The following is a 24,496-nucleotide window of genomic DNA, read 5'->3' on the forward strand; positions in this document are numbered from 1 at the left end:
ACGGCCACGGCCACGGCCACGGCCACGGCCACGGCCACGGCCACGGCCACGGCCACGGCCACGGCCACGGCCACGGCCACGGCCACGGCCACGGCTACGGCTACGGTACGGCCCGGCCCGGCGACCTCGCGGAGTCGCCCGCACCGCGCAGGTCGAGCAGGATGAGACGGCGCCCCCGACGACCGGCGCGCAGACCGCCACAACAGACGATCACTCGTTCGAGTCATTGATTTCACCTGCGGAGAGCTGGCAATCTACCGAATGATCGTTCGGTTGATTCACGATGAGGTGACGGCATGGCGGAGCAGGCGGATTTCCACGACGACGGCGAGCGGCTCGGCCGCGACGAGCTGGCCGCCCTCCAGCTGACGCGGCTGCGCACGACTCTGCACCGCGCATACGACCGCGTGCCGTTCTACCGGCAGGCCTTCGACAAGGCCGGCGTGCATCCCGACGACTGCCGCTCCCTCGCCGATCTCGCCCTGTTCCCCCTGACCACCAAGGCCGATCTGCGCGACCAGTACCCCTTCGGGATGTTCGCCGTCCCGCAGTCCGAAGTGCGCCGCATCCACGCCTCCAGCGGCACAACCGGGCGCCCCACCGTCGTCGGGTACACCGACGGGGACCTCTCCACCTGGGCGGACGTCGTCGCCCGGTCCATACGCGCGGCGGGTGGCCGGCCCGGCCAGATCATCCACATCGCCTACGGCTACGGGCTGTTCACAGGCGGCCTCGGCGCTCACTACGGCGCCGAGCGCCTCGGCTGTACGGTCGTGCCCGCCTCGGGAGGGATGACGGACCGGCAGGTCCGGCTCATCGAGGACTTCCGGCCCGAGGTCATCATGGTGACGCCTTCCTACATGCTGACCCTGCTGGACGAGATGGAGCGCCAGGGCATCGACCCGCGCGCCACCTCGCTGCGTACCGGGATCTTCGGCGCGGAGCCGTGGACCGAGGAGATGCGCCGGGAGATCGAGGAACGTCTCGGCATAGACGCGGTGGACATATACGGCCTGTCCGAGGTCATCGGGCCGGGCGTCGCGCAGGAGTTCGCATCGACAAAAGACGGCCTCCACATCTGGGAGGACCACTTCTATCCCGAGGTGATCGATCCTTTGACGGGCGCGGTGCTGCCGGAGGGCGAGCACGGCGAGCTGGTGTTCACCTCGCTCACCAAGGAGGCCATGCCCGTCATCCGGTACCGCACCCGGGATCTGACGCGGCTTCTGCCCGGCACCGCCCGGCCGGCCTTCCGGCGGATGGAGAAGGTCACGGGCCGCAGCGACGACATGATCATCCTGCGTGGGGTGAATCTGTACCCGACCCAGATCGAGGAGATCCTCCTGCGGACGTCCGGGCTGGCTCCCCACTTCCAGCTGCGGCTGACCCGCGAAGGCCGTATGGACGCCCTGACCGTACGGGTGGAGGCACGTCGGGAGACGGACGTCGAACGGCGGGATGCCGCGGGCGCCGAGGTGGTCCGGGCCGTCAAGGAGGGGGTCGGGGTCTCGGTCCGGGTCGAGGTGGTCGATCCGGAGACCCTGGAGCGTTCGGTGGGGAAGATCAGGAGACTGGTGGACCTCCGCGGCGCCGAGTAAGGCGCAGACTCGCGTCCGGGCGGCTGAAACCACCCCTTCGGGCCTATTTCGGGGCGGCTCCCGGGAGCAGGGTGATGCTCGCGGGTAGTGCATGAGGCGTGACCTCGACCTTCCGGCAGCTCTATGTCCGGCTCCAGGCCTCCCCCGCCGGGCTGGCCTGGAGCCGCGGCCGGGAGATGGAGCTGATGCACCGGGCGATGGGCTTCGCGGCCCTCGGGTTTCTCACCCTCGTGCCGCTGCTGGTGGTGGTCGCAGCCGCCGCACCGGGCAGCGGCTCGGGCTTCGGCCGCTGGCTCGGCCAGGCCCTCGGGGTGACGGAGTCGTCGCGAGGGCGGGTCGAGATGCTGTTCAGTGCGGCGGACATGGCGCTGGAGCGGACCACCGCCTTCGGTCTGGCCGCGCTCGCCGTGTTCGGACTGACCTTCGGCTCGGCGGTGCAGACGGGCTACGAGAAGGTGTGGGACCTGCCGACGGCCCGGTGGCACACCATGTGGCGGCACGTCGTCTGGCTCGCCCTGCTGGTCTGCTACCTCGCCCTGCTCGTGGGGATCCCCGCGCCGTCGCACTTCGTCGGGACGACCCTCGGCACCCTGGGTGACCTCATCGGCACCTGCCTCTTCTTCTGGGGCTCCCAGCGGCTGCTGCTCGGCGGGCGGGTCCGCTGGCGCGCCCTGGTGCCGGGTACGCTCGCGACCAGCGTCGGGCTGCTGGGGCTGCGATTCTTCTCGCAGCTGGTGTTCTCGCCGCTCATCGCGTCCAACGCCGTGACCTACGGCCCGTTCGGCACGCTGCTGGTCGTCCAGTCCTGGCTGGTCGGCGTCGGCTTCGTGGTCTACGGCGGCGCGCTGGTCGGCCGCCTCGTCCACGAGTACCTCACCCTTCGCCACTTCCGGCGCACCGGGATCCTGCCCGCCGACAGCGGCCATCCCGACCACCCGGGACCTGCCTGACCGGCCGCACCGCACGTCACCTCACCCACCGCGCTCCGCCCGGGACCCACCCCCGGACCACCCGGGATGGGCGCCCCCGCGTCCCGCGTCCCGCCCGGTTCAGCCCTCCGGGGCCGGGCGGCCCGGCGAAGCAGTCACAGCATTCCCCTGAGGATCTCGCCGCCGGTGTTGGGCGCGAGAACACCCGCGAAGAGGACGCCTTGCGGGGCCTTGAAGTGGGCGAGCCGCTCCCGCGGGTAGGTCATCAGCTCCGCCTCCGTCACCTCCCCGCGCGGTACGGCACACCGCCGTGACCGCCTCGCTTCACCGTTCGTCGGGCAGCCCGATCACCGCCGCCTCGACCACGCCCGGCCGGGTGCAGAGCACCTCCTCCACCTGCCGGGAGGCGACCAGCACCCCGCCCGGGTTGATGGCGTCCTTCACGCGGTCCACACGACCGCGAAGTACCCCTGCGCGTCGCTCACCGCGAGGTCTCGCCCGAACTCAACCACTCGTCCATGAAGGCCCACGGCTTGGCCTCCGGGTCGTTCCAGCACCCCAGGACCAACTGTGGCGAGCGGTAGACGATCTCGCCGGCCCTGCCGTCCGGCACGCAGGCGAGGAGATGGGCGTCGGAGTCGGAGGGTGAAGGTGCGCCGCGATCGCCGTCGGCCAGCCCTGCCGCTGCCGCAGCACGGCGGCGCCGGTGGTGACGGTCGCGTCGGCTTTCGCGTACGTCCAGCTCCGCCCGCGGTAGCGGGCCCCGCGAGGCGCTGGGGGAGCCGACGCGCACTCTCGTGCGCCAGTCCGTCGACCCTCTGGTGCCGCACCACCTGCACCACCTGCACCGCCCACATCGCTCGCGCTGCCGTCATGGCGCGATCCTCGCCTCCCCGTACGCCGAGCTCGATGACAGGGATACCGAACGGGATGTTGACAGATCATCAGACCGACTGCATGAGTGTGGGGGCACGGACGCACCGCCTGTCCAGCGGGTAACCACACCCATCCGCAGGCTACTTGGGAGGCATGTTGCACCTCAGCACCCGTCCGATACTCCGTCGTGTCGCCGTCACCGCCGCCGCGCTGCTCGTCGCGACGGCCGTGACGCCGCAGGCCTCGGCGGCGCCCGGGGACCGGATACCGGCCGGCGGCGGCCTGTCCGCCGTCATCCGGTACACCGAGAACGGCATCCCGCACATCCTCGCCCGCGATTACGCTCAGCTCGGCTTCGGCACCGGCTGGGCGCAGGCCGCCGATCAGGTCTGCGTCCTCGCGGACGGGTTCGTGACCGTAGCCGGTGAGCGCTCGCGCTGGTTCGGGCCCGACGCCACACCTGACGGATCGCTCTCCTCCGCCACGCGGAACCTCTCCAGCGACCTGTACTTCAAGGGCGTCCGGGAGTCCGGCACGGTGGAGAAGCTGTTGGCGGCCCCCGCCCCGGCCGGTCCCAGCAAGGACCTCAAGGAACTGATGCGCGGCTGGGCAGCCGGCTACAACGCGTGGCTCGCACAGAACAAGGTCACCGACCCGGCGTGCAAGGGCGCAGGCTGGGTCCGCCCGGTCACCTCGACCGACGTGGCTGCCCGCGGCTTCGCGGTCTCGGTCCTCGGCGGCCAGGGGCGCGGCATCGACGGCATCACGGCCGCCCAACCGCCGCGCACAGCAGGCACAGCAGGCACAGCGGCCTCGGCCGCCTCGGCGGGCACCCGTACGACGCCGGCCCCCGCTCCGGAACCGGAGGTCGATCCGGCGGCCGCCGCCGAGGCCGCGCGCGAATTCTTCGACACCAGCCGCTACGACATGGGCTCCAACGCGGTGGCCTTCGCCGGCTCCACCACGGCGAGCGGCCGAGGGCTGCTGCTCGGCAACCCGCACTACCCGTGGCAGGGCGGGCGCCGCTTCTGGCAGTCGCAGCAGACCATTCCGGGCGAGCTGAACGTCTCGGGCGGCTCCCTCCTCGGGACCACCGTGGTCAACATCGGCTTCAACGAGAAGGTGGCCTGGAGCCACACGGTGGCCACCGGCACCCCGGTGAACCTGCACCAGCTCACGCTCGACCCGGCCGACCCGACCGTGTACCTGGTCGACGGCACACCGGAGAGGATGACCCGGCGTACCGTCACCGTCCCGGTGGCGGGCGGCTCCCCGGTCACCCGCAGCCAGTGGTGGACGCGCTACGGACCGGTGGTCTCGAACCTGGGCGCCGGCCTGCCGCTGCACTGGACCGGCCGGACGGCGTACGCGCTGAACGACCCCAACGCGGCAAACCTGCGCGGCTCCGACACCGCCCTCGCCATGGGCAAAGCCCGCTCGGTCGCCGGCATCCAGGACGCCCTGAAGCGCACCCAGGGTCTGCCGTGGGTCAACACGGTGGCCGCGGACTCGGCGGGCGGCACCCTCTTCACCCAGACCCAGGTACTCCCCCGGATCACCGACGAGCTGGCGGCCGGCTGCTCCACCCCGCTGGGCCAGGCCACGTACCCGGCCTCAGGGCTGGCGGTGCTGGACGGTTCGCGCGGCGAGTGCACGCCCGGCTCCGATGCGGACGCTGTACAGCCGGGCGTCTTCGGCCCGGGGAAGGCGCCCACGCTGCAGGGCGCCCCGTACGTCGAGAACTCCAACGACAGCGCCTGGCTGACCCATGCCGACCGGCCGCTGACCGGATACGAGCGGATCTGGGGCAACGTCGCCACCCCCCGCTCGCTGCGCACGCGCGGGGCCGTCCAGGACGTGTCGGCGATGGCTGCGAAGGGCCGGCTGACGGTGGCCGACCTGCAGAAGCAGCAGTTCGCCAACCGGGCACCGGCCGGTGATCTGGCGGCGGCCGACGCGGCGAAGGCGTGCGCCGCCCTGCCCGGCGGTACGGCGACGGCGAGCGACGGCGCGGCGGTGGACGTCTCGGCGGCCTGTGGGGTGCTGGCGGGCTGGGACCGTACGACCGACGGCACCAGCCGCGGCGCGCTGCTCTTCGACCGGTTCTGGCGCAGGCTGACGGCTTCGACACCGGCCAAGGACCTGTGGCTGGTGCCGTTCTCGGCGGCCGACCCGGTACGCACGCCCCGGACGCTCAACCAGGCGGCGCCCGGCGTCGCGCGGGCGCTCGCGGACGCGGTGGCGGAGCTGAGGGCCGCCGGGATCGCCCTGGACGCCCCGCTGGGCGAGCACCAGTTCGTGGTCCGCGGCGGGCAGAAGCTCGCGGTGGGCGGCGGCACCGAGGCGCTCGGCGTCTGGAACAAGATCGAGGCGCCGTGGAACGCGGCGGCCGGCGGCTATCCGGAGGTCGTGCACGGCTCCAGCCACATCCAGGCGGTCGGCTGGGACGGCGGCCGCTGCCCGGTGGCGCGCACCCTGCTGACCTACGGCCAGTCTTCGGACGCGGGCTCGCCGTATTACGCGGACCAGACGCGGATGTTCTCCGGGGAGCGCTGGGTCACGGCGCGGTTCTGCGAGCGGGACATCCTCACCTCGCCGCAGCTGAAGCTGGTCTGGGCCCGCGAGCGGCGGTGACCGTGCCCTCGCGGTGACCCGTACCTCTTCCCGGCCGCGGCCCTCATGGGCTGACCGCCAGGAAGAGGTACGCGGCGAGCAGCACGATGTGCACGCCGCCCTGGAGCAGCGTGGCGCGGCCCGGGGCGATGGTGAGGGCGCTGACCACGACGGTCAGGGCCAGCAGCACCATGTGGACCGGGCCGAGGCCCAGCATGAGCGGGCCGGAGAGCCAGATCGAGGCCAGGGCGATGGCCGGAATCGTCAGTCCGATGCTGGCGATGGCGGATCCGTAGCCCAGGTTGAGGCTGGTCTGGACGCGGCCTCGGCGGGCCGCGCGGACGGCGGCCAGGGTCTCGGGCAGCAGCACGAGAAGGGCGATGATCACACCGACGACCGCGTTGGGCAGGCCCGCGTCGGCCACTCCCTTCTCGATGGCCGGGGAGACGGCCTTGGCGTCGCCGACCACCGCGACGAGCGCGACCATCAGCAGTCCGAGGCTGATCAGCGCGGCGCGGGAGGTGGGCGGCGCGGCGTGGTCGCCGTCTCCATCTCCGGCTCCGGCTCCGGCTCCAGCTCCGGCTCCGGCTCCGTCGCGGCCGCCCTGGCCCTCATACGCGCCGGGTCGCGGCTCGGTCTCCACGGGCAGGAAGTAGTCCCGATGACGGACCGTCTGGACGGCGATGAACAGGCCGTACAGGGCGAGTGAGGCGACGGCGGCGAAGGCCAGCTGGGCGGTGGAGAACTCCGGGCCGGGCTTGCTCGTGGTGAAGGTCGGCAGGACCAGGCTGAGGGTCGCGAGGGTGGCGACGGTGGCGAGGGCCGCCCCGGAGCCCTCGGGGTTGAAGACGGCGACCCGGTTGCGCAGGGCGCCGACGAGCAGGGACAGGCCGACGACCCCGTTGCAGGTGATCATGACTGCGGCGAAGACGGTGTCCCGCGCGAGCGAGGCGGCCTTGGGGCCGCCGTCGGCCATCAGGGTGACGATGAGGGCGACTTCGATGACGGTGACCGCGACGGCGAGGACGAGGGAGCCGAAGGGTTCGCCGACCCGATGGGCGACGACCTCGGCGTGGTGGACGGCCGCCAGCACCGCGCCCGCGAGGCAGAGGGCGACGAGGGCCACCGCGAGCGGGTGCAGGTCGCGTCCCCAGCTGAGAACGAGCGCGACGAGCGCCACCAGGGGGACCAGCAGGGTCCAGTCGGTCAGGAAGGATCTGCGCGTAGTCGTACTCATATCAGCCAACTTGCCAGAAGTGTTCCCCCGATGCGGCTGAGGCGTCGCTCTCGCTGCCCTGACCTGGCCCTTCTCACCCACGCGCCGGGCGTGGCGGGGGCAGACCGCGTCGGGCGGGGCGGGGGTGTCGGGTGCGGTGTCCGCAGGAAGCGGGAACCCGCGCACGACACCGCAGAATGGGCGTGCCCTCAGCCGAAGTGCCCTCGCCCTGGACCGAGGAGGACCCGACCCGACCCGACCGCACCGCGTCGCGGTCGGGGCGTTGCTGCGCCACGCCTCCCGGGCTCCTAGGGCCGAGGGCGTACGCGGGGGCGCGGGCCGGCCGCCCGAGCGCCGGGTGGTGCGGCCGCGGGACGGCTGGACACCACCCGCGTGGTCGTGTGGGAGGACGGCGGCCCGGACTGCTCGCTCGCGTACGACCTGCCGCTGCTGCGCCCCCACGACTGCACCGTCCCGTGGAGCGTCGTCGCGGGGGTGCCGCGCCAGCTCCCCGCCGCCGGGCCGGAGCCGGCGGCCCCACGTCCGTGGACGGCCTGGGCATCCCGGTCATCGACGCCCGCCCCGTGACCTGGCGGTTCCTGTGCGAGCCCTCCGACGCCTCACCGACGCGCTGCACGTCGCCGTCGTCACCATGATCGGGTACTCCGGCGTGGAAGATCCCGGCCCCGAACTGCTGCTCGATGGTTTCCTGCCGGTCGCCCCCGGCCCGGTACGGCCGTACGTCGACTGGACGGCCGTACTGTGCCGGGGGCGACGAGATCGGCGTGCACATCGCGCTGCGGGACGACGAGGGAGGCGTACGAAGGGGCTCGCCGGACGATGGCGGCGCGGCCCTCCCCCGTACGCGACGAGCGCGACGAGCGCGACCGGAACGCCTCCGGCGCCGCCGCGGCTCCCTGCTGCGCCGGGGTCCACGACGTCGCCCCCTGGTGACGCGGACGGCCCGGCGGCCGCCACCCCTCACATCGCGCGCGCGTGCCCCTCCCAGTACGGGTCGCGCAGCCGCCTCTTGTAGAGCTTTCCGTTCGGGTCGCGCGGCATCGTCTCGATGAAGTCGACCGTCTTGGGGCGCTTGTAGCCGGCGAGCTGCCGCTCGCAGTGGTGCAGAATCTCCGCGGCCAGGGCGTCGCCCGCCACGAAGCCCTCGGCCGGCTCGATGACCGCCTTGACCTCCTCGCCCCAGTCTGCGTGCGGGATGCCGAAGGCGGCGGCGTCGGCGACGGCGGGGTGGGTGAGCAGGGCGGACTCGATCTCGGCGGGGTAGATGTTGACACCGCCGGAGATGATCATGTCGATCTTGCGGTCGCGGAGGAAGAGGTAGCCCTCCTCGTCCATCAGCCCCAGATCGCCGACGGTGAAGAAGTCGCCGATGCGGTTCTTCTTCGTCTTGCCCTCGTCCTTGTGGTAGCTGAAGCCGCCGGTGTTCATCTTGATGTAGACGGTGCCGAGTTCACCGGCGGGCAGCCGGTTGCCGTCGTCGTCGAAGACGGCGAGTTCACTGATCGGCCAGGCCTTGCCGACGGTTCCGGGCTTCTTCAGCCAGTCCTCGGCGGTCGCGAAGGCGCCGCCGCCCTCGCTCGCCGCGTAGTACTCCTCCACGCAGCCGCCCCACCAGTCGATCATCGCCCGTTTGACGTGGTCGGGGCAGGGTGCGGCGCCGTGGATGGCGTGCCGCATCGAGGAGACGTCGTAGGCGTCCTTCGTCTCCTGCGGGAGCGCGAGGAGCCGGTGGAACTGCGTGGGGACCATGTGGGTGTGCGTGCAGGCGTGCCGGTCGATCAGGCGCAGCATCTCCTGCGGGGTCCACTTGTCCATCAGGACCAGCGGGTGCCCGATGTGCAGGGCGGCGCCCGCGAACTGCAGGACGGCCGTGTGGTAGAGCGGCGAGCAGACCAGGTGGACGTTGTCGTCGAAGGGCCGGATGCCGAAGATGCCGAGGAAGCCGCCCAGGTACGTCTCCTCCGGGAGCTTGCCGGGCAGCGGGCGGCGGATCCCGCGGGGGCGGCCGGTGGTGCCGGAGGTGTAGTTCATGACCCAGCCGAGGGTGCGCTCGGCGGGGGCCGTGCCGGGGTGTCCTTCGAGGAGCTCCCCGTACGACCTGAAACCCGGGACCGCTCCGACGGCGTAGCGGTGGCTCGCGGGCAGGGCGGCCTCGTCGGCCGCGGCGGTGGCGGCGTCGGCGAAGCGCTCGTGGGCGATGAGGACCTTGGCGCCGGAGTCGGAGACGATCCAGGCGATCTCGGGGCCGACGAGGTGGTGGTTGACGGGAACGAGGTAGAAGCCGGCCTGGGAGGCGGCCAGGTAGGCGGTGAGGAACTCGACGCCGTTGGGCAGGACGACGGCGAAGACGTCACCCTCCCGCAGGCCGGCGGCGCGCAGGCCGTGGACGAGGCGGTTGACGCCGGCGTGCAGGCGGCCTGCGCTCCACGTCTCGCCCTCGGGGGTGACCAGGACGGTGCGGTCGGGATCGGCGGCGGCCTGCGCCCAGAAGCCGTTGGGCGGCTGCCCGTCGGTCGTCGACGGGGTGGTGGCGGTCATGGCGGTCACACCTCTCGGACTCGGCCGGCGATGCGGTTGATGCGGTCGATCGCCCGCTCGAACCCGCTGGTGAGGTCGTCGAAGACGGCCTGGACGCTGCGTTCGCTGTTCATCCGGCCGACGATCTGGCCGACGGGGGTGCCGAGCAGCGGCTGGACCTCGTACTTCTGGATGCGGGAGACGGCCTCGGCGACCAGCAGGCCCTGGAGCGGCATGGGGAGCGCGCCCGGGCCCTGCGGGTCGTCCCAGGCGTCGGTCCACTCGGTGCGCAGCTGGCGGGCGGGCTTGCCGGTGAGGGCGCGGGAGCGGACGGTGTCGCCGGAGCCGGCGGCGAGGAGCTTCTCGGTGAGGGCGCGGGAGTGCATGTCGGCCTCGGTGGTGGTGAGCCACAGGGAGCCGAGCCAGGCGCCCTCGGCGCCGAGCGCGATGCCCGCGGCGATCTGCTCGCCGCTGCCGATGCCGCCGGCGGCGAGGACGGGGAGCGGGGAGACGGCCTCGACGATCTCCGGGACCAGGACCATGGTGGCGATGTCGCCGGTGTGGCCGCCGGCCTCGTACCCCTGGGCGACGACGATGTCGATGCCGGCTTCGGCGTGGCGGCGGGCGTGTTTGGCGCTGCCGGCGAGGGCGGCGACCAGGACGCCGTGGTCGTGGGCGCGCGCGATGACGTCGGCGGGCGGGGAACCGAGGGCGTTCGCCAGGAGTTTGATGGGGTAGTCGAAGGCGACGTCGAGCTGGTTGCGGGCGACCTGCTCCATCCAGCCGGTGATCCGCCAGCCGGAGGCCTCGCCCTCGGCGAGCTCGGGTACGTGGTGTTTGGCGAGGGTGTCGCGGACGAAGGCGCGGTGCCCGGCCGGGATCATCGCCTCGATGTCGGCTTCGCTGATGCCGTCGACGGCCTTCTTGGCAGGCATGACGACGTCGAGGCCGTAGGGCTTGCCGTCGGTGTGCTCCTGCATCCAGTCGAGGTCGCGTTTGAGGTCGTCGGGGGCGGTGTAGCGGACCGCTCCGAGGACGCCGAAGCCGCCCGCGCGGGTGATGGCCGCGGCGACCGCCGGAAAGGGCGTGAAGCCGAAGATGGCGTGCTCGACTCCCAGTTTCCTGCTCAGCTCCGTCTCCATGGGCGGCAGGATGCCGCAGCCCGGCATGCGAGGGAAGGGATTTTCTGATGCAGTGTCAGATTCTTTACGGGCCGGTCGGTGCGGAGGGTGGCCGACGGGCGGGCACATACCCACTAGCGTGCGGCACATGCCGTCGCCCGCGCCCAGACCCCGCGGGTGTTCGGGGGGCCTGACCATCCCGGCTCTACGGGCGTTCGAGGCGCGGGGCGCGGGGCCGGGGCGCGGGGCCGGGGCGCCGGGCGCGGCAATCCGGCCCCGTCGGCCTTCGAGGCGCGGGGTCCGGGGGCGGATCCCCGGGGGAACGGCGCCGCAGGTGGAATCGGACAGTGGCAGGGGACAGGAGGGCGAACATGGCAGCAGGTACGGGGGCTTACGGCGCGGCGGGTGGAGACGCGCATGCCGCGCCGACGGCAACGGGCGGCTCCGGGGCCGCCGGTGGCGGGCTGAGCCGGCGACGCCTCGGGGCCCGGCTGCTCGCACTCGGCGGGGTGCTCGTCCTGCACGCCGCACTCCCCGGAGCCGCCGGAGCCGCCGGAGCCGGGGGCGGCGCGGCCGAGCGGCGCGCGCTCCAGGGGCTGCGGCTGCGGTACGGGTCCGCGCGCCAGGCCGGGCTGTTGGAGAAGCACCTGGAGGGAGTGGCGGACGAGGCCCGGCGATTCCTGGGCCCCTCCCCCGAACACCCCTACTACGCCGGCGCGGTGGTTCTCGCCGGCCGGGGCCGCACCATCGCCCTGCACCGCGCGATGGGCGACGCCGTCCGGTACGCGGACTACGACGGGCGGACCGACCGGGTTCGGGAGTTCCCGGCGGCGGAGCGGATCGCGATGGCCGAGGACACCGTCTTCGACCTGGCCTCGCTGACCAAGCTGTTCACCTCCATCCTGGCCGTGCAGCAGATGGAGCGGGGACGCCTGGAGCTGGAGGCTCCGGTACGCCGGTACCTGCCGGAGTTCACGGGGGGCGGCAAGGAGGTGATCACGGTCCGTCAGCTGCTCACACACACCTCGGGGCTGCGCTCGTGGGCGCCCTTCTACAAGGAGTCGACACGGGAGGGACGCCTGAGGCTGCTGTGGTCGGTGAGGCCGCAGGAGACCCCCGGGACCGTCTACCGGTACTCCGACCTGAACCTGATCACCCTCCAGCTGCTCTTGGAACAGATCACCGGTCGCACTCTGGATGTCCTGCTCCACGACGAGATCACCGCTCCACTCGGGATGCACCGCACTCGATACAACCCACCGCTCTCCTGGCGCCGGGTCACCGCCGCCACCGAAGTGCAGCGCCCGCCCTGGTCCGGGCTGGACCGCGGGCTGGTGTGGGGCGAGGTGCACGACGAGAACGCGTACGCGCTCGACGGAGTCGCGGGCCACGCCGGGGTCTTCGGCACCGCGTGGGACCTGGCCGTCCTGGCCCGCACCCTCCTCGACGGCGGGGCCTACGCGGGCAGGCGCATCCTGCGCCCCGCCTCCGTCGAACTGCTCTTCACCGACTACAACACCGCCTTCCCCGGCGACGACCACGGCCTCGGCTTCGAGCTCTACCAGCACTGGTACATGGGCGCCATGGCCACCCCGCACTCAGCCGGCCACACCGGCTTCACTGGCACCTCACTCGTCCTCGACCCCTCCACCGACTCCTTCCTCGTCCTGCTCGGCAACTCCGTCCACCCGGTCCGGACCTGGCGGGCCGGCAGCGCGCCGCGCGTCGCCGTCGGCAACCGCTTCGCCCGCGCCGTGCCGGTCCGCACCCGGCACGGGGGCGCGGCCTGGTTCTCCGGGATCGACCCGGGCGGCTCGGGCACCCTCACGCTGCCGCCGCTCACCCCGGCCACGGCCGCCGCCCGGCTGCGCTGCGCGGTGTGGTGGGACACCGTGCCCGGTGAGGGCGCACTGCACCTGGAGGTCTCGCCCGACGGGGAACACTGGGAGCCGCTGCCCTTCAGCACCGTGCGGTCCACGGGCGGCGCCGCCGAGGAGTGGCCGCTGGGCCGCGTGGGCGGCTGGTCCGGCCGCATCTGGCACCGCCTCGAAGCCCCCCTCCCAGCCGCCTGGGCGGGCCGCGAGGTCCGGCTGCGCCTTCGCCACACGGCGACCGGCCGCTATGTCGGGCGCGGGGTCTACGTGGACGGCGTCCGCGTGGCGGAACCGGCCCGCCTGCTCTTCGCGGAGGACCTCCCGGCCGACGCCGCCCGCATCGAGTCCGTCGGCTGGACCCGTTCCCACGACTAGGCCGTCTCTTTCGGATCTTGCCGGTTGAGCCCGCGGCGTCTGGTGCGGTGCATCGCAAGGCGGAGCGTCGCAGCTCGTACATGTCGTACTCGCGCGACGCGGCTACGCGGCGAGGTGCCGTGCCGGGCGTCGCGGGTCAGGCAAGATCCGGAAGATACGGCCTGGCGGTACGACGCAGTGGAGCCGCACTCGCGACCTGCATGCGGTTGAACGGTGCCCGCGGTGCCGGACCACACCTGTGCAGCAGCAAACCGGTGCGGACGACGAGAACGCGGTCACGGGCCCTCCCACCGCAGTGTTCAGGGCCTGTCTTCCGGCCAGCCGTAATCGGTGCGCGGCGGATTCGGGGGCGCCGCGCCCACCTCGGCCAGGTCCCGGTCGGCCGCCCGCATCAGCTGGCCGGCCAGGTCGCGCATCGCCCGGCTCGCCGCGAGCTCGTCACCGATCGCGGGGATCTCCACGTCCTGGGGATTGCAGCGCGCCGTGCCGCGGCCGGTCATCGTCGTCTTTCCGTTGTCGAGCACCGCCCGGGCCTTGGTCGTCCCGTCCTGCTCGGTCAGGTAGACGCCCACTGTCCACTCTTCGGCGTGTGTCATCACGTGTCTCCTCCCGCGCGCTCTCCCCCAGGATCCCTCCGAGGGGGCGGGTCGGCTATTCCAGTCCGTTCCCCGCCAGCAGCGAGGTCGCAGCGTCGCGCTGGTGCGGGATCGATGCCCCCCACGGCTGGACCGAGACCGTCCGCGTGGGGGCGGGGATGGAGATGCCCTCGGCCCGGTACCGCTCGTGCAGGCGCTTGATGAACTCGTGCTTGATCCGGTACTGGTCGCTGAACTCGCCCACGCCCAGGATCACGGTGAAGTTGATCCTGGAGTCCGCGAACGTGTGGAAGCGGACGGCGGCCTCGTGGTCGGCGACCCCGCCGGAGACGTCGGCCATCACGCTGTCGACGACGTCGAGCGTGACCCGCTCGACGTGCTCCAGGTCGCTGTCGTATCCGACGCCCACCTGGACCAGGATCGACAGCTTCTGTTCCGGCTGGGTGAAGTTGGTCATGTTCGTCCGCGCGAGACGGCCGTTGGGGATGATCACCAGGTTGTTCGACAGGTTGCGCACCACGGTGTTGCGCCAGTTGATGTCGACGACATAGCCCTCCTCGCCGCTGCTGAGCCGGATGTAGTCACCGGGCTGCACCGTCTTCGAGGCGAGGATGTGCACGCCCGCGAAGAGGTTGGCGAGGGTGTCCTGCAGTGCCAGGGCGACCGCCAGACCGCCCACTCCGAGCGCCGTGAGCAGCGGCGCGATGGACACGCCCATGGTTTCGAGGGCGACGAGCATGCCCATGGTCAGCACGACGACACGGGTGATGTTGACGAAGATGGTGGCCGATCCGGCCACCCCCGTACGGGACTGCGCCAGGGACTGTACGAGTCCCGCGACGACCCTGGCCGCCGCGACCGTGGCGATGAGGATCAGCAGGGCGATCAGCGAATCGTTCACGAGCCCCGTGACCCGCGTGGTGAGCGGCAGCGCCGACGCCGCCGCGGCGGCGCCCCCGATGACGGCGGCCCAGGGTGCGAGGGTGCGCAGCGCGTCGACGATGGCGTCGTCCCCGCTCCACGCCGTCCTGCTCGCGTGCTTGCCCAGCCACCGCATGAGGGCGCGCAGCAGCAACCCGGCCGCGACACCCGCCCCCATCGCGATGGCGGCCACCACCCAGTCGTGCAGGACGAGATCCCGGCTCAAAGGATCCCCTCCGAAGTGAGAGGGGCCGGGGGTACGGCAAGGGAGGCCGGGGGTACGGCGAGAGAGGCCGCCGGCCTCCGTATGTGTCGTGTCGTCATGTCTTCACCTGTCAGATCGCCCTGTAGGAAGGCCCGTTCGGGCCTGCTTACGCACCCGTCACGGGCTGCCATCCTGCCCCACGGGGCCCGAGGCGCTGCAGGTGGGCCGGGGTCTTGGCGATCGACGGCTGGACGCGGCCTGGGGAGTGTGCGTGCCGGCCCCACCCACCAGGAGAGACCTTGACGAGACGACCTAGCTGCGGACGAGGCAGAAGGGGTGGCCCGCCGGGTCCGCGTAGACCCGCCAGCCGCGCTCGTCCGTGCCTTCGTCGAGCAGTGTCGCGCCGCTCGCCAGTACCTCCTCCTGCGCCCGGTCCAGGTCCGGGACGCCGAAGTCGAGGTGGAACTGCTGCGGGCGGGCGGGGTCCGGCCAGCTCGGGGGCAGGTGGTCCACCACGCGCTGGAAGGCGAGGACCAGGCCCGACGCCGTGTGGAGCGTCGCCCAGTCCTCGTCGACCGACCAGCGCGGGTCCTGCTGGTTGACGTTTCCGCCCAGCAGGGACCGGTAGAACGCGGCGAGCAGCCGCGGCTCGGGGCAGTCCAGGACCACGCACTGCAGTTCAGCGATCATGACCGGATCCTAGACACCCTGGACGGGGTGCGCGAGGGCCGCGTCGATCATCCGGCGGACGACGGAGGCCAGTTCGGCGGGATCCGGGGCCGGGCGGGAGCGGGCGAGGGCGCCGGCCAGCCGATCGTAGAGGAGCCCGTCCGTCCAGGCGACCATCATCTCGGCGGCCTCCTGCGGCCGGTCGGCCCCGAGTGCGGCGAGGATGCCGGCGGCCCGGGCCCGGGGCCCTTGGCCCGCCCGGTGGAAGTCCGCCTCCAGTGCGGGGTTGCGCGCCGCCTCCAGGCTGAGTTCGAAGCGGGCCAGCTGGCGCTCGCGCCCGACCGTCAGCCAGCGGTGGAGCAGTCCGGCCAGCACGGCCGCGGCCGCGTCCCGGTCCGACGTCGGGAGCGGGATCGGGCTCCCGCCGTCGAGGTCGTCGAGGTCGCCGAGGTCCAGCTCCGCCAGCCGCTGGTAGCAGGCGCCGATCAGGGCCGCTCTCGTGCGGAAGTAGTACGAGGTGCTGCCCGCCGGCAGCCCTGCCGCGCCGTCGACCGCACGGTGGGTCAGGCCCCGGAGCCCGGCGGCGGCCACGAGGTCGATCGCGGTGTCGGCGATCAGCGTTCTGCGATCCGCACTCTGCGGGCTCACACGTGGGGTGGACATCAGCTCACTCTACAGCTGTAGAGTGAGCTCACTGCCCTCTACGGATGTAGAGGACAGGCGGACGGGAAGAGCCGCAGCAGCAGGAAGAGGGGACTCGTCATGTCGCAACTTCAGCGTCACGTGGTCGTGGCAGGCGCGGGGATCGGCGGGCTCACCGCGGCTGTGGCCCTGCACCGCCGGGGCTGGCGGGTCACCGTGTGCGAGCGGGCTCCCGGGCCGGCCGCCGTCGGCGCCGGGATCGTGCTGGCCCCCAACGCCCTGCGCGCCCTCGACGTCATCGGTTTCGACGTCACCCGCGCGGTGGGCAGCGCCGTCCCCGCCGCGATGGGCCTGCGCCGAGCGGACGGGCGCTGGCTCAACCACGCCGACACCGCCGCACTGACCGCCCGTTACGGCGGTCCGCCGCTCGCCGTACACCGCTCGGCCCTCGCCGGGGCCCTGGCCGGCGCGCTCCCCGAAGGCACGGTCCGGTACGGCGTCGCGGTCACCTCGGTGGACGGGGCCGACGGCTCCCCGGTGGTCCGCACGTCGGCAGGCGACCTGGGCGGCGCCGACCTCGTGCTGGCCGCCGACGGTATCCACAGCCCGCTGCGCCGCCGGTACTTCCCGGACCACCCCGGCCTGCGCTACAGCGGGGAGACCGCCTGGCGCACCGTCCTGCCCGCCGCCGTGAGCCGCGCCGAAGCGGTCACCGCCGAGACCTGGGGCCGCGGCGAGCGCTTCGGCGTCGTCCCGCTCGCCGACGGCCGGATCTACGTCTACGCCACCGCCGTCGTCCCCGAGGGCTACCGCCCCGCCGACGTCCGCGCCGAACTCCTGCGCCGCTACGGCAGCTGGCACGACCCGATCCCGGCCCTCCTGGAGCGGATCGACCCGGCGGCCGTGCTCCAGCACGACCTGCACGACCTGGCGGCCCCGCTCCCCCGCTTCCACCACGGTCGCCTCGCCTGGCTCGGCGACGCCGCCCACGCCATGACCCCCAACCTGGGCCAGGGCGGCTGCCAGGCGATCGAGGACGCCGCGGTCCTGGCCCATCTCCTGGACCGGACCGACGGCGGGGACGTCCCGGCCGCGCTCGCCTCCTACAGCTCGGCCCGCTGTGCGCGCACCGACGCCATCCGCGTCCGCGCCCGCCGCGCGGGCCTGATCGCCGCGCTCACCCACCCCCTCGCCGTGGCCGTCCGCGACCTCGCCGTCCGCGTCACCCCGGCCCGCGCCGCGCACCGGGCGATGGACGGCCTCTTCGCCGGATTCACCGTCCCGGGCGGAGTGGGCAATGCGCCCGTGGACGCCGGCGCCCGTCGCTGAAGAGGGTTGACGGTTGCCCTGCACCACGATGGCGGGCAGAGCCCCCAGACCCCCGGCATCGACGGGACGGGTACGGCGAGACCCGTTCCGGGACGGACCGCGAGATCCCGAGCGCGGTCATCGCGCCCGGCGGGTAGGCGTGGGCCTGCCCGGTGGGTTTCCCGCTCCTCAGCGACACAGGCGCGCCACGCGCCCCGGCTCTTCCGCATTTCGGCCGGCCCCCGGCCCACCAGGCCGTCTCTTCCGGATCTTGCCTGACCCGGGACGCCTGGCACGGCACCTCGCCGCATTGTCGCGTCGCGCGAGTACGACACGTACGAGCTGCGACGCTCTGCCTTGCGATGCACCGCACCAGACGCCGCGGGCTCAACCGGCAAGATCCGAAAGAGACGGCCTAGTGCCCGAGGACCGCCATCGCCGCGTTGTGCCCGGGTACCCCGCTGACGCCGCCGCCGCGAACCGCCCCCGCCCCGCACAGCAGTACGTTGCGGTGGGCGGTCTCCACACCCCACCGGCCGCCCGACTCGGCATACGGCCAGGACAGGTCCCGGTGGAAGATGTGCCCGCCGGGCAGCCGCAGTTCGCGCTCCAGGTCCAGCGGGGTCTTCGCCTCGATGCACGGGCGGCCGTCCGCGTCGAAGGCCAGGCAGTCGGTGAGCGGCTCGGACAGGTGCGCGTCGAGCTGCGCCAGGGTGGCGGTCAGCAGTACCTCGCGGGCCTGCTGGTTGTCGTGTCCGAACAGCCGGGCCGGGGTGTGCAGGCCGAAGAGGGTGAGCGTCTGGTAGCCCTGCTCCACCAGCTCCGGTCCGAGGATCGTCGGGTCGGTCAGCGAGTGGCAGTAGATCTCCGAGGGCGGTACCGAGGGCAGTTCCCCGGAGGCGGCTTCCGCGTAGGCCCGGGCGAGCTCGGCGTAGCCCTCGGCGATGTGGAAGGTGCCGCCGAAGGCCTCGCGCGGGTCCACCGCGGTGTCCCGCAGCCGGGGCAGCCGGCGCAGCAGCATGTTGACCTTGAGCTGGGCGCCCTCGGGGGCCCCGGCCGCGCCATCGGACGGGGTTTCGCCGAGGAGTTCGGCCAGCGCCCGCGGCGAGGCGTTCACCAGCACCGTGCGGCCGACGACCCGGCCCTCCCCTGTCGCCGTGCGGAAGACCACCTCGGCCGGAGCGATCCCGTCCGTGTCGATCCGCAGCACCTCGTGGCCGGTGGCGATCTCCGCCCCGGCCGCCCGGGCTGCCTGCGCGAGGGCGTCCGTCAGCGCGCCCATGCCGCCGACCGGCACGTCCCAGTCCCCGGTCCCCCCGCCGATGACGTGGTAGAGGAAGCAGCGGTTCTGCACGAGGGAGGGGTCGTGCGCGTCCGCGAAGGTGCCGATCAAGCCGTCGGTGAGGACCACCCCGCGGACCAGGTCGTCGGTGAAGTGCCGTTCCACCGCCTGCCCCAGCGGCTCCTCGAAGAGCATCCGCCACGCGGCCTCGTCGTCGATCCGGGCCCGCAGCTCCGCCCGGGTGGGCAGGGGTTCGGTCAGCGTCGGGAACACCCTCTCGGCGACCCGCCCGGTGGTTCCGTAGAAGGCGCGCCAGCTGTCGTACTCCCGCTCCGAGCCGGTCAGCCGCGCGAAGGATTCCCGGGTCCGCTGCTCGTCGCCGCCGACCAGCAGCCCGCCGGGCCGCCCGTCGCGTTCGACGGGCGTGTACGACGAGACGGTGCGCCTGCGCACCGCGAACCGCAGGTCCAGATCGCGCACGATCTTCGCCGGGAGCAGGGAGACGAGGTACGAGTAGCGCGAGAGGCGGGCGTCGACGCCCACGAAGGGGCGGGTGGAGATCGCCGCCCCGCCCGTGTTCCCGAGTCTCTCCAGGACCAGGACCGAACGGCCGGCCCGGGCCAGGTACGCGGCGGCCACCAGGCCGTTGTGCCCACCGCCCACGATCACGTCGTCGTACACGTCCCGCCCGAAGGTCGTCATGGCTCTTGGTAGCACACCTGGCCGAGCCGCTCCAGACAGTAGGCCTCGTCGGCGTGGGCCAGGGCGGTGTCGGGATGTTCGTCGCCCAGAGCCCGCTCGCGGATGCCGGAGAGGTCCCGGTAGAGGGGCAGTGCCTCATCCCAGCGGCCCAGCCGGCCGAGTCCGACGGCGAGCTCCCGGCGGCTGATCAGGGTGTCCGGGTGCTCGGCGCCCAGGACCTCGGCGCGTGCGGCGGCCACCTCCCGGGCTTCGGCCACCGCCTCCTCCCAGCGCTCCAGGCGGCCCAGGTTGACCCCGAGGACGTGCCGGGCGCGCAGGGTCTCGGGATCGGTGGCCCCGTAGGCGCGGGTACGGTCGCGGACCAGGGCCCGGAACAGGTCGAGGGCCCGGGCGCTGTTCCCGGTGCGGCCGAGCGCGATGCCGACCTCGTAGCGGGCGGCCAGGGTGTCGGGGTGGTCGCGGCCGAGCACTCGTTCCCGTACGGCGGCGACCTCGTGGAAGCCGGCCAAGGCCTCCTGCCAGCGCTCCAGGCGGCCGAGCGCGTACGCCGCCTCGTAGCGGGTCAGCAGGGTGTCCGCGTGCTCGGCGCCCAGGACGGCCGCCCGGTCGGCGGCGACCTCGGCGGCGGTGGCGTGGGCCTCCGCGAAGCGGCCCAGCGCCCCCAGGGCGCAGGCCAGGTTGTGCCGGCAGCGCAGGGTGTCGGGGTGCAGCGGCCCCATGGTCCGCTCGCGGGCGGCGAGTACCGCCCGATAGATGTCGTGCGCCTCCTGGTGGCGCCCGAGCCGGCCGGTCTCGTACGCCGCCTCCTGGCGCGCCGCGAGGGTGTCGGCGTGGTCTGGGCCGAGGACGAGGGTGCGCCCCTCGGCCACGGCCATGTATACGGCGAGCGCCTCCTCGGGCCGGCCGGCGCGGCTGAGGGCGTAGGCGCGGGCGTGTCCGGCGGCGAGCGCGTCGGGGCCGGTCTCGCGCGGGCCGGGGCGGCTCGGGAGGCCGTACGCGGCGGTGAGGCGGGGGTCCTCGGCGGGACGGGGCCGGACGATGGGGGCGCCGGGCACCGGGACACCCCGGTCAGTCGCCGAAGGCCCGTCGTCGGGGCGCAGGACGGGCTGCTCGCCGCTGGTGCGCGCGGCCGTCCAGGAACCGGTGAGCACAGCCCATTCGCCGCTCGCGGGGCGGGCGTCGATCCCGGCCTTGCGGCCGGCGGTCATACCGTGGGCCCACGCCGGGAGCGGGGCCTGCGCTCCGGGCGGGACGCCCGGTCCAAGGCGTGCCTCGACGAGCCGGCGGTGCACGTGGCGGGCGTCTGCGGGCCGGTCCTCGGGGCGCTTGGCGAGCAGGTCCAGGACCACCTCCTCGAAGTGGCCGGGCAGTTCGGGGCGGTGCTCGCGCAGCGGCACGGGGGCCGTGTCACGGTGCCCGACCAGCACCGACCAGGAGTCGCCGAGGTCGAAGGGCGGGGCGCCGGTGGCGATCTCGTACAGGACGCAGCCGAGGGAGTAGAGGTCGCTGCGGTGGTCGACCTCGCCGCCCGCGATCTGCTCGGGCGACATGTAGTGCGGGGTGCCCATGGCCATGCCGCCGCCGGTGAGCTTGGCGGTGAAGCCGATGTCGTGGGCGAGGCGGGCGATGCCGAAGTCGCAGATCTTCACGGTGCCGTCGGTGAGCCGCATGATGTTGGCGGGCTTCAGGTCGCGGTGGACGACGCCCTGGTCGTGGGTGTAGCCGAGGGCCGCGGCCATCTGCTCCGCGATGTCGACGACCACGTCCACGGGCAGCGGGCGGGTGTCGTTGTCCTCCAGGAGCTGGCTGAGGTTGCGGCCCTCGAGGAGCTCCATGACGAGGTAGAGGGGACCGCCCGCGGCACTGTCGTCGCCGAAGTCGTGGACGACCGTGACACCGCGGTGCTGGAGGGACGCGGCCACGCGCGCCTCGCGCCGGAACCGCTCACGCAGCACCTGGGTGAAGTGGGCGTCCTGCTCCGCCCCGATCGGCTTGAGGCACTTCACCGCCACCTGCCGGCCCAGCGATTCGTCGCGGGCGCGCCACACCTCGCCCATGCCGCCGCGCCCGATCAGATCGAGCGACCGGTACCGGCCCTGGATCAGTCTGGACTCCGCCATGTCTTAAAGCCGCCCCCGTTGTCGTGCTACGCCCTCCCCGGCCGGTCCAGTATGGCCGCTGATGTACGCAGTGTGTACGGCGAGGGGCGGCTCCCGGGGCCCATGCGACGCATCGCTTTCAAGATGTGACCTGGCGGCAGCTTCCACCGCAGACCTGCGGGAATGCTGCGCAGCACGCGTCCGGTGAGGCGCAGGTGCCGGGTGACGCTGCGCGGTGCCGGTGCGGGCCGTCCGTACAGCTGGTGCGCCCAGCCCGGGAGGGAACCGTACGCGGGACCGGCGATGCACGGCCACAGCAGGTTTCGGCCAGGCACAAGGAGGGGGTGCACGGGCGGGCCCCGCAGGAAGTCGTCCACGGCGTGGGCATCGGGGCCGGCGGCGAGCTCGGGCCTGATCCGCTCGAAGTAGGCGGCGAGCTGGGCGGTGTCGGCGGGGACCCTGGCCGGGTCGAGGCCGACGAGGCGGGCGTTGACGCGGTTCTCGTGGACGTAGCGGTCGGCCTGAGCGGCGGTGAGGGGGACGCCGGAGCGGCGCAGGACGTGCAGGAAGCTGTCGATCTGCGCGCAGTGGATCCAGAGCAGCAGCTCGGGGTCGTCGACGGGGAAGCGCTCACCGGTGTCCGGGTCGGTGGCCGACAGTGCGCGGTGGATCGCGCGGACGCGGGCGCCGGCGCCCTCGGCGGCTTCGGTGGTTCCGTAGGTGATGGTGCCGACGAAGTCGGCGGTGCGCAGCAGCCGCCCCCAGGCGTCGTGCCTGAAGTCGGAATTCTCGATGACCCCGCGGACGGCGCGCGGGTGGAGGGCCTGCAGGTAGAGCGCGCGGATCCCGGCGATCCACATGATCGGGTCTCCGTGGCACTGCCACGTGACGGAGGACGGACCGTACAGCCCCGGATCGGCGGTCGTGGTGTTCTCCATCCCCGTACCTCCCCGTTCAGGCGCCGGCCGCTCCAGCCTACCGATCGTGGCCCTTCAGAAGGCCCTCCATGCAGGAGGTCCCCAAGCAGGAGGTCCCCATGTGCCTGATCCGGTACGCCGACGATTCCGAGCCCGGGGAACGGGTCCCGGCCGACCCGTGCACGTGCCCGTTCGGCCGGGTGCGGCGGAGGTGGGCATAGAGTCGCGGGGTGCAGCTCTACACGATCGGCGAGGCCGCCCAACTCCTCCGCGTCAGTACCGACACCGCCCGCCGCTGGGCCGATGCCGGCCGGTTCCCGACCCTGCGGGACGGCGGCAAGCGCATGGTCGAGGGCGCGCACCTGGCCGCCTTCTGTGTGGAGCTCGCGCGGGAGGCCACCGACGACGAGGGGCCCGCCACGTCGGCGCGCAACGCGCTCCCCGGGATCGTCACCGCGGTGACGCTGGGCGAGGTCTCCGCCCAGGTGGAGATCCAGGCCGGCCCCCACCGCGTGGTCTCCCTGCTGACCCGCGAGGCCGTCGAGGAACTCGGACTCGTGGTGGGTGTCCAGGCCGTCGCCCGCGTGAAGTCCACGAGCGTCCACATCGACGTGGACTGACCCGCCCGGCGGGCGTCCGGACCGGCACTCGCTCCAGGTCACCTCCCCGGCGCCGGAGCCGTACCGCACAGTCGGTCGGCGGCCGCCACCTCCGTCTGGACGCCCCCCATGGGGCCCGGCCGGCGCCGGGCCCCAGGGGTACGAGCGCGCCCGTGGAGCCGGGGGCCTTCTGCGGGCCCCCTGGGCGGCTCGGTGGGACTCAGCCGAAGGAGATGTCGGCGCCGACCGGGCCGGTGGCTTCGACGTAGGCGACCAGCTGGCACTGCTGCACCCCGCAGTCCACCGACACGGTGGAGCCGGTGCTCCAGTCGGTGGCCGTGAACACCTTCTTCACGGTGTAGTCGGCGGTGAAGCTGCCGTCGGCCCCGACAGTGGCCTTGGCCAGGCTGTCGGTGCACTTGTTGCCGTCGCCGCACTGCGAGACGGCGACCTCGACACCCGCGGGGTAGCCGTTGCCCGTCACGGTCACGGACTGGTCGTTGGCGAGGCCGGTGCCGGGCGACACGGTCACCGTTGCGGCCGCGGAGGCCGGGGCGACCGAGAAGGCGAGGGCGGCCGCGGCGGCGGCGGTCAGCATGCCGGCCTTGGCGATTAACGAACGCTTCTGCATAGAAGTCCTCCAATAAGTTGCACAAAGTGACGGAACGGCATGTCTTGTTGATCATGCCTCCATCAGATTTGAGCTCGGCGCTGGAGAATGACTCGAAAACCACTCGAATCCCGCCATAGGCCGCAGAAGGAAAAGGTGTCCGGGATGGGGAGGGGGCCGATCGGGAGAGGCAAGGGCCGATCGGCCCTCCCCGCCCGGCGACGAGCGGCGCAGACTGGAAGCGCACGTCGAACGGAGGCCGTCATGAGCACACCTTCCTCCACCCGGATCGCCTCCGCCCTGCCGGCGGAGTACCGCACCCGCCTGCTGGACGTCGCACGCGAGGTCAATTTCCCCGCGGGCGCGCGCCTCTTCAACGAAGGCGTCCACGCAGACCGGTTCTGGATCGTGCGGTCGGGAACCGTCACGCTGGACGTCCATGTGCCCGGCCGGCGGGCAGCGGTGATCGAACACCTCGGTCAGGGCGAGCTCGTCGGCTGGTCCTGGATGTTCGCACCACACACCTGGCATTTCGGTGCCGAAGCGATGACCCCCGTACGCACACACGAATTCGACGCCGCGACCGTCCGGACGATGATGGCCACGGACCCCGCCTTCGGCTCCGCCATGGGCTACTGGATCGGCCAGGTCCTCGCCCACCGCCTCGTCTCCGCCCGGGTCCGGCTGCTGGACCTGTACGCCCCGTACGGCAGCGGCAGCTCCCGATGACCCGCCGCCCCGAAACCGGCTCGTCGCCTCCGCCTCGGACGGATGATCGGTTCCGCCGCCGAGGCCGACGGCCCCAG

The 24,496-nt window shown here is 73.0% G+C and carries 19 protein-coding genes and 1 pseudogene; 8 read left to right on the plus strand and 12 right to left on the minus strand.

The window, feature by feature from the left end; all coding sequences use genetic code 11:
- Positions 1–296: 296 nt before the first annotated feature.
- Both paaK and ACWGIF_RS30765 read left to right on the plus strand, forming a co-directional pair.
- Entirely contained in the window at positions 297–1,598 is a 1,302-nt protein-coding gene (gene paaK / locus ACWGIF_RS30760) for a phenylacetate--CoA ligase PaaK (RefSeq protein WP_453502369.1), read from the plus strand.
- Positions 1,599–1,696: 98 nt separating this feature from the next.
- Complete coding sequence (locus ACWGIF_RS30765) at positions 1,697–2,548, plus strand: YhjD/YihY/BrkB family envelope integrity protein (RefSeq protein WP_453502371.1); 852 nt, start codon at positions 1,697–1,699, stop codon at positions 2,546–2,548.
- A gap of 134 nt (positions 2,549–2,682) precedes the next feature.
- On the opposite strand, the pseudogene ACWGIF_RS30770 reads toward ACWGIF_RS30765, so the two are convergent.
- A pseudogene (locus tag ACWGIF_RS30770) lies at positions 2,683–3,140 on the minus strand (AMP-binding enzyme); the annotation flags it as partial.
- A 416-nt stretch (positions 3,141–3,556) separates the two neighbouring features.
- Between ACWGIF_RS30770 and ACWGIF_RS30775 the strand changes: the two are divergent.
- Positions 3,557–6,037, plus strand: coding sequence for a penicillin acylase family protein (locus ACWGIF_RS30775; protein ID WP_453502373.1), 2,481 nt, complete (start codon positions 3,557–3,559; stop codon positions 6,035–6,037).
- Positions 6,038–6,080: 43 nt separating this feature from the next.
- Here the strand turns inward: ACWGIF_RS30775 and ACWGIF_RS30780 are convergent, their stop codons facing one another.
- Positions 6,081–7,253 carry a calcium:proton antiporter gene (locus ACWGIF_RS30780; RefSeq protein WP_453502374.1) on the minus strand — a complete coding sequence of 391 codons (1,173 nt, stop codon included), beginning with the start codon at positions 7,251–7,253 and terminating at the stop codon, positions 6,081–6,083.
- Between the two features lie 372 nt (positions 7,254–7,625).
- Between ACWGIF_RS30780 and ACWGIF_RS30785 the strand changes: the two genes are divergently transcribed.
- Positions 7,626–7,820 (plus strand): hypothetical protein, encoded by a 195-nt coding sequence (locus tag ACWGIF_RS30785; protein WP_453502375.1) that lies wholly within the window; start codon positions 7,626–7,628, stop codon positions 7,818–7,820.
- Between the two features lie 393 nt (positions 7,821–8,213).
- On the opposite strand, the gene ACWGIF_RS30790 is transcribed toward ACWGIF_RS30785, so the two are convergent.
- Entirely contained in the window at positions 8,214–9,791 is a 1,578-nt protein-coding gene (locus ACWGIF_RS30790) for an acyl-CoA synthetase (RefSeq protein WP_453502377.1), read from the minus strand.
- A 5-nt stretch (positions 9,792–9,796) separates the two neighbouring features.
- Positions 9,797–10,912, minus strand: coding sequence for an NAD(P)H-dependent flavin oxidoreductase (locus ACWGIF_RS30795; protein WP_453502378.1), 1,116 nt, complete (start codon positions 10,910–10,912; stop codon positions 9,797–9,799).
- A gap of 350 nt (positions 10,913–11,262) precedes the next feature.
- Here ACWGIF_RS30795 and ACWGIF_RS30800 point away from each other — a divergent pair, with 350 nt between their 5' ends.
- Complete coding sequence (locus tag ACWGIF_RS30800; RefSeq protein WP_453502379.1) at positions 11,263–13,140, plus strand: serine hydrolase; 1,878 nt, start codon at positions 11,263–11,265, stop codon at positions 13,138–13,140.
- Positions 13,141–13,439: 299 nt separating this feature from the next.
- Here the strand turns inward: ACWGIF_RS30800 and ACWGIF_RS30805 are convergent, their stop codons facing one another.
- The 4 genes from ACWGIF_RS30805 to ACWGIF_RS30820 form a co-directional block, all read right to left on the minus strand.
- On the minus strand, positions 13,440–13,736 hold the full coding sequence (locus ACWGIF_RS30805; protein ID WP_453502381.1) for a DUF1876 domain-containing protein: 297 nt from the start codon (positions 13,734–13,736) through the stop codon (positions 13,440–13,442).
- 55 nt (positions 13,737–13,791) lie between these two features.
- Positions 13,792–14,883: a mechanosensitive ion channel family protein gene (locus ACWGIF_RS30810; protein ID WP_453502383.1), complete on the minus strand. Its 1,092-nt coding sequence runs from the start codon at positions 14,881–14,883 to the stop codon at positions 13,792–13,794.
- Positions 14,884–15,174: 291 nt separating this feature from the next.
- A complete protein-coding gene (locus ACWGIF_RS30815) occupies positions 15,175–15,552 on the minus strand; it encodes a VOC family protein (protein ID WP_453502384.1) in 378 nt (125 codons plus the stop codon).
- A 9-nt stretch (positions 15,553–15,561) separates the two neighbouring features.
- Positions 15,562–16,194 (minus strand): TetR/AcrR family transcriptional regulator, encoded by a 633-nt coding sequence (locus ACWGIF_RS30820; RefSeq protein WP_453502386.1) that lies wholly within the window; start codon positions 16,192–16,194, stop codon positions 15,562–15,564.
- Between the two features lie 99 nt (positions 16,195–16,293).
- On the opposite strand from ACWGIF_RS30820, the gene ACWGIF_RS30825 reads away from it, so the two are divergent.
- Positions 16,294–17,502, plus strand: a complete 1,209-nt coding sequence (locus tag ACWGIF_RS30825; protein WP_453502388.1) for an FAD-dependent monooxygenase — start codon at positions 16,294–16,296, stop codon at positions 17,500–17,502.
- A gap of 394 nt (positions 17,503–17,896) precedes the next feature.
- Here ACWGIF_RS30825 and ACWGIF_RS30830 read toward each other — a convergent pair whose 3' ends face one another.
- The 3 genes from ACWGIF_RS30830 to ACWGIF_RS30840 are packed head-to-tail and all read right to left on the minus strand — an operon-like array spanning position 17,897 to position 22,502.
- Positions 17,897–19,465, minus strand: coding sequence for a phytoene desaturase family protein (locus ACWGIF_RS30830; protein ID WP_453502389.1), 1,569 nt, complete (start codon positions 19,463–19,465; stop codon positions 17,897–17,899).
- On the minus strand, positions 19,462–21,585 hold the full coding sequence (locus ACWGIF_RS30835; RefSeq protein WP_453502390.1) for a protein kinase domain-containing protein: 2,124 nt from the start codon (positions 21,583–21,585) through the stop codon (positions 19,462–19,464). The genes ACWGIF_RS30830 and ACWGIF_RS30835 overlap by 4 nt, the downstream gene beginning before the upstream one ends.
- A 26-nt stretch (positions 21,586–21,611) precedes the next feature.
- A complete protein-coding gene (locus ACWGIF_RS30840) occupies positions 21,612–22,502 on the minus strand; it encodes an oxygenase MpaB family protein (protein ID WP_453502392.1) in 891 nt (296 codons plus the stop codon).
- A gap of 209 nt (positions 22,503–22,711) precedes the next feature.
- Between ACWGIF_RS30840 and ACWGIF_RS30845 the strand changes: the two genes are divergently transcribed.
- Complete coding sequence (locus tag ACWGIF_RS30845) at positions 22,712–23,101, plus strand: TOBE domain-containing protein (RefSeq protein WP_453502394.1); 390 nt, start codon at positions 22,712–22,714, stop codon at positions 23,099–23,101.
- A gap of 199 nt (positions 23,102–23,300) precedes the next feature.
- On the opposite strand, the gene ACWGIF_RS30850 is transcribed toward ACWGIF_RS30845, so the two are convergent.
- Positions 23,301–23,711, minus strand: coding sequence for an enediyne antibiotic chromoprotein (locus ACWGIF_RS30850; protein WP_453502395.1), 411 nt, complete (start codon positions 23,709–23,711; stop codon positions 23,301–23,303).
- Positions 23,712–23,954: 243 nt separating this feature from the next.
- Here ACWGIF_RS30850 and ACWGIF_RS30855 point away from each other — a divergent pair, with 243 nt between their 5' ends.
- Entirely contained in the window at positions 23,955–24,419 is a 465-nt protein-coding gene (locus tag ACWGIF_RS30855) for a cyclic nucleotide-binding domain-containing protein (RefSeq protein ID WP_453502397.1), read from the plus strand.
- Positions 24,420–24,496 lie beyond the last annotated feature (77 nt).

This window comes from Streptomyces sp. NPDC054849, assembly GCF_053610945.1.

Excerpts from the sequence above, each read along its gene's own strand:
- paaK (WP_453502369.1), top strand. The coding sequence starts at position 297 with ATGGCGGAGCAGGCGGATTTCCACGACGACGGCGAGCGGCTCGGCCGC.
- ACWGIF_RS30775 (WP_453502373.1), top strand. The coding sequence starts at position 3,557 with ATGTTGCACCTCAGCACCCGTCCGATACTCCGTCGTGTCGCCGTCACC.
- ACWGIF_RS30780 (WP_453502374.1), bottom strand. The coding sequence starts at position 7,253 with ATGAGTACGACTACGCGCAGATCCTTCCTGACCGACTGGACCCTGCTG.
- ACWGIF_RS30790 (WP_453502377.1), bottom strand. The coding sequence starts at position 9,791 with ATGACCGCCACCACCCCGTCGACGACCGACGGGCAGCCGCCCAACGGC.
- ACWGIF_RS30795 (WP_453502378.1), bottom strand. The coding sequence starts at position 10,912 with ATGGAGACGGAGCTGAGCAGGAAACTGGGAGTCGAGCACGCCATCTTC.
- ACWGIF_RS30800 (WP_453502379.1), top strand. The coding sequence starts at position 11,263 with ATGGCAGCAGGTACGGGGGCTTACGGCGCGGCGGGTGGAGACGCGCAT.
- ACWGIF_RS30805 (WP_453502381.1), bottom strand. The coding sequence starts at position 13,736 with ATGACACACGCCGAAGAGTGGACAGTGGGCGTCTACCTGACCGAGCAG.
- ACWGIF_RS30815 (WP_453502384.1), bottom strand. The coding sequence starts at position 15,552 with ATGATCGCTGAACTGCAGTGCGTGGTCCTGGACTGCCCCGAGCCGCGG.
- ACWGIF_RS30820 (WP_453502386.1), bottom strand. The coding sequence starts at position 16,194 with ATGTCCACCCCACGTGTGAGCCCGCAGAGTGCGGATCGCAGAACGCTG.
- ACWGIF_RS30825 (WP_453502388.1), top strand. The coding sequence starts at position 16,294 with ATGTCGCAACTTCAGCGTCACGTGGTCGTGGCAGGCGCGGGGATCGGC.
- ACWGIF_RS30830 (WP_453502389.1), bottom strand. The coding sequence starts at position 19,465 with ATGACGACCTTCGGGCGGGACGTGTACGACGACGTGATCGTGGGCGGT.
- ACWGIF_RS30835 (WP_453502390.1), bottom strand. The coding sequence starts at position 21,585 with ATGGCGGAGTCCAGACTGATCCAGGGCCGGTACCGGTCGCTCGATCTG.
- ACWGIF_RS30840 (WP_453502392.1), bottom strand. The coding sequence starts at position 22,502 with ATGGAGAACACCACGACCGCCGATCCGGGGCTGTACGGTCCGTCCTCC.
- ACWGIF_RS30850 (WP_453502395.1), bottom strand. The coding sequence starts at position 23,711 with ATGCAGAAGCGTTCGTTAATCGCCAAGGCCGGCATGCTGACCGCCGCC.
- ACWGIF_RS30855 (WP_453502397.1), top strand. The coding sequence starts at position 23,955 with ATGAGCACACCTTCCTCCACCCGGATCGCCTCCGCCCTGCCGGCGGAG.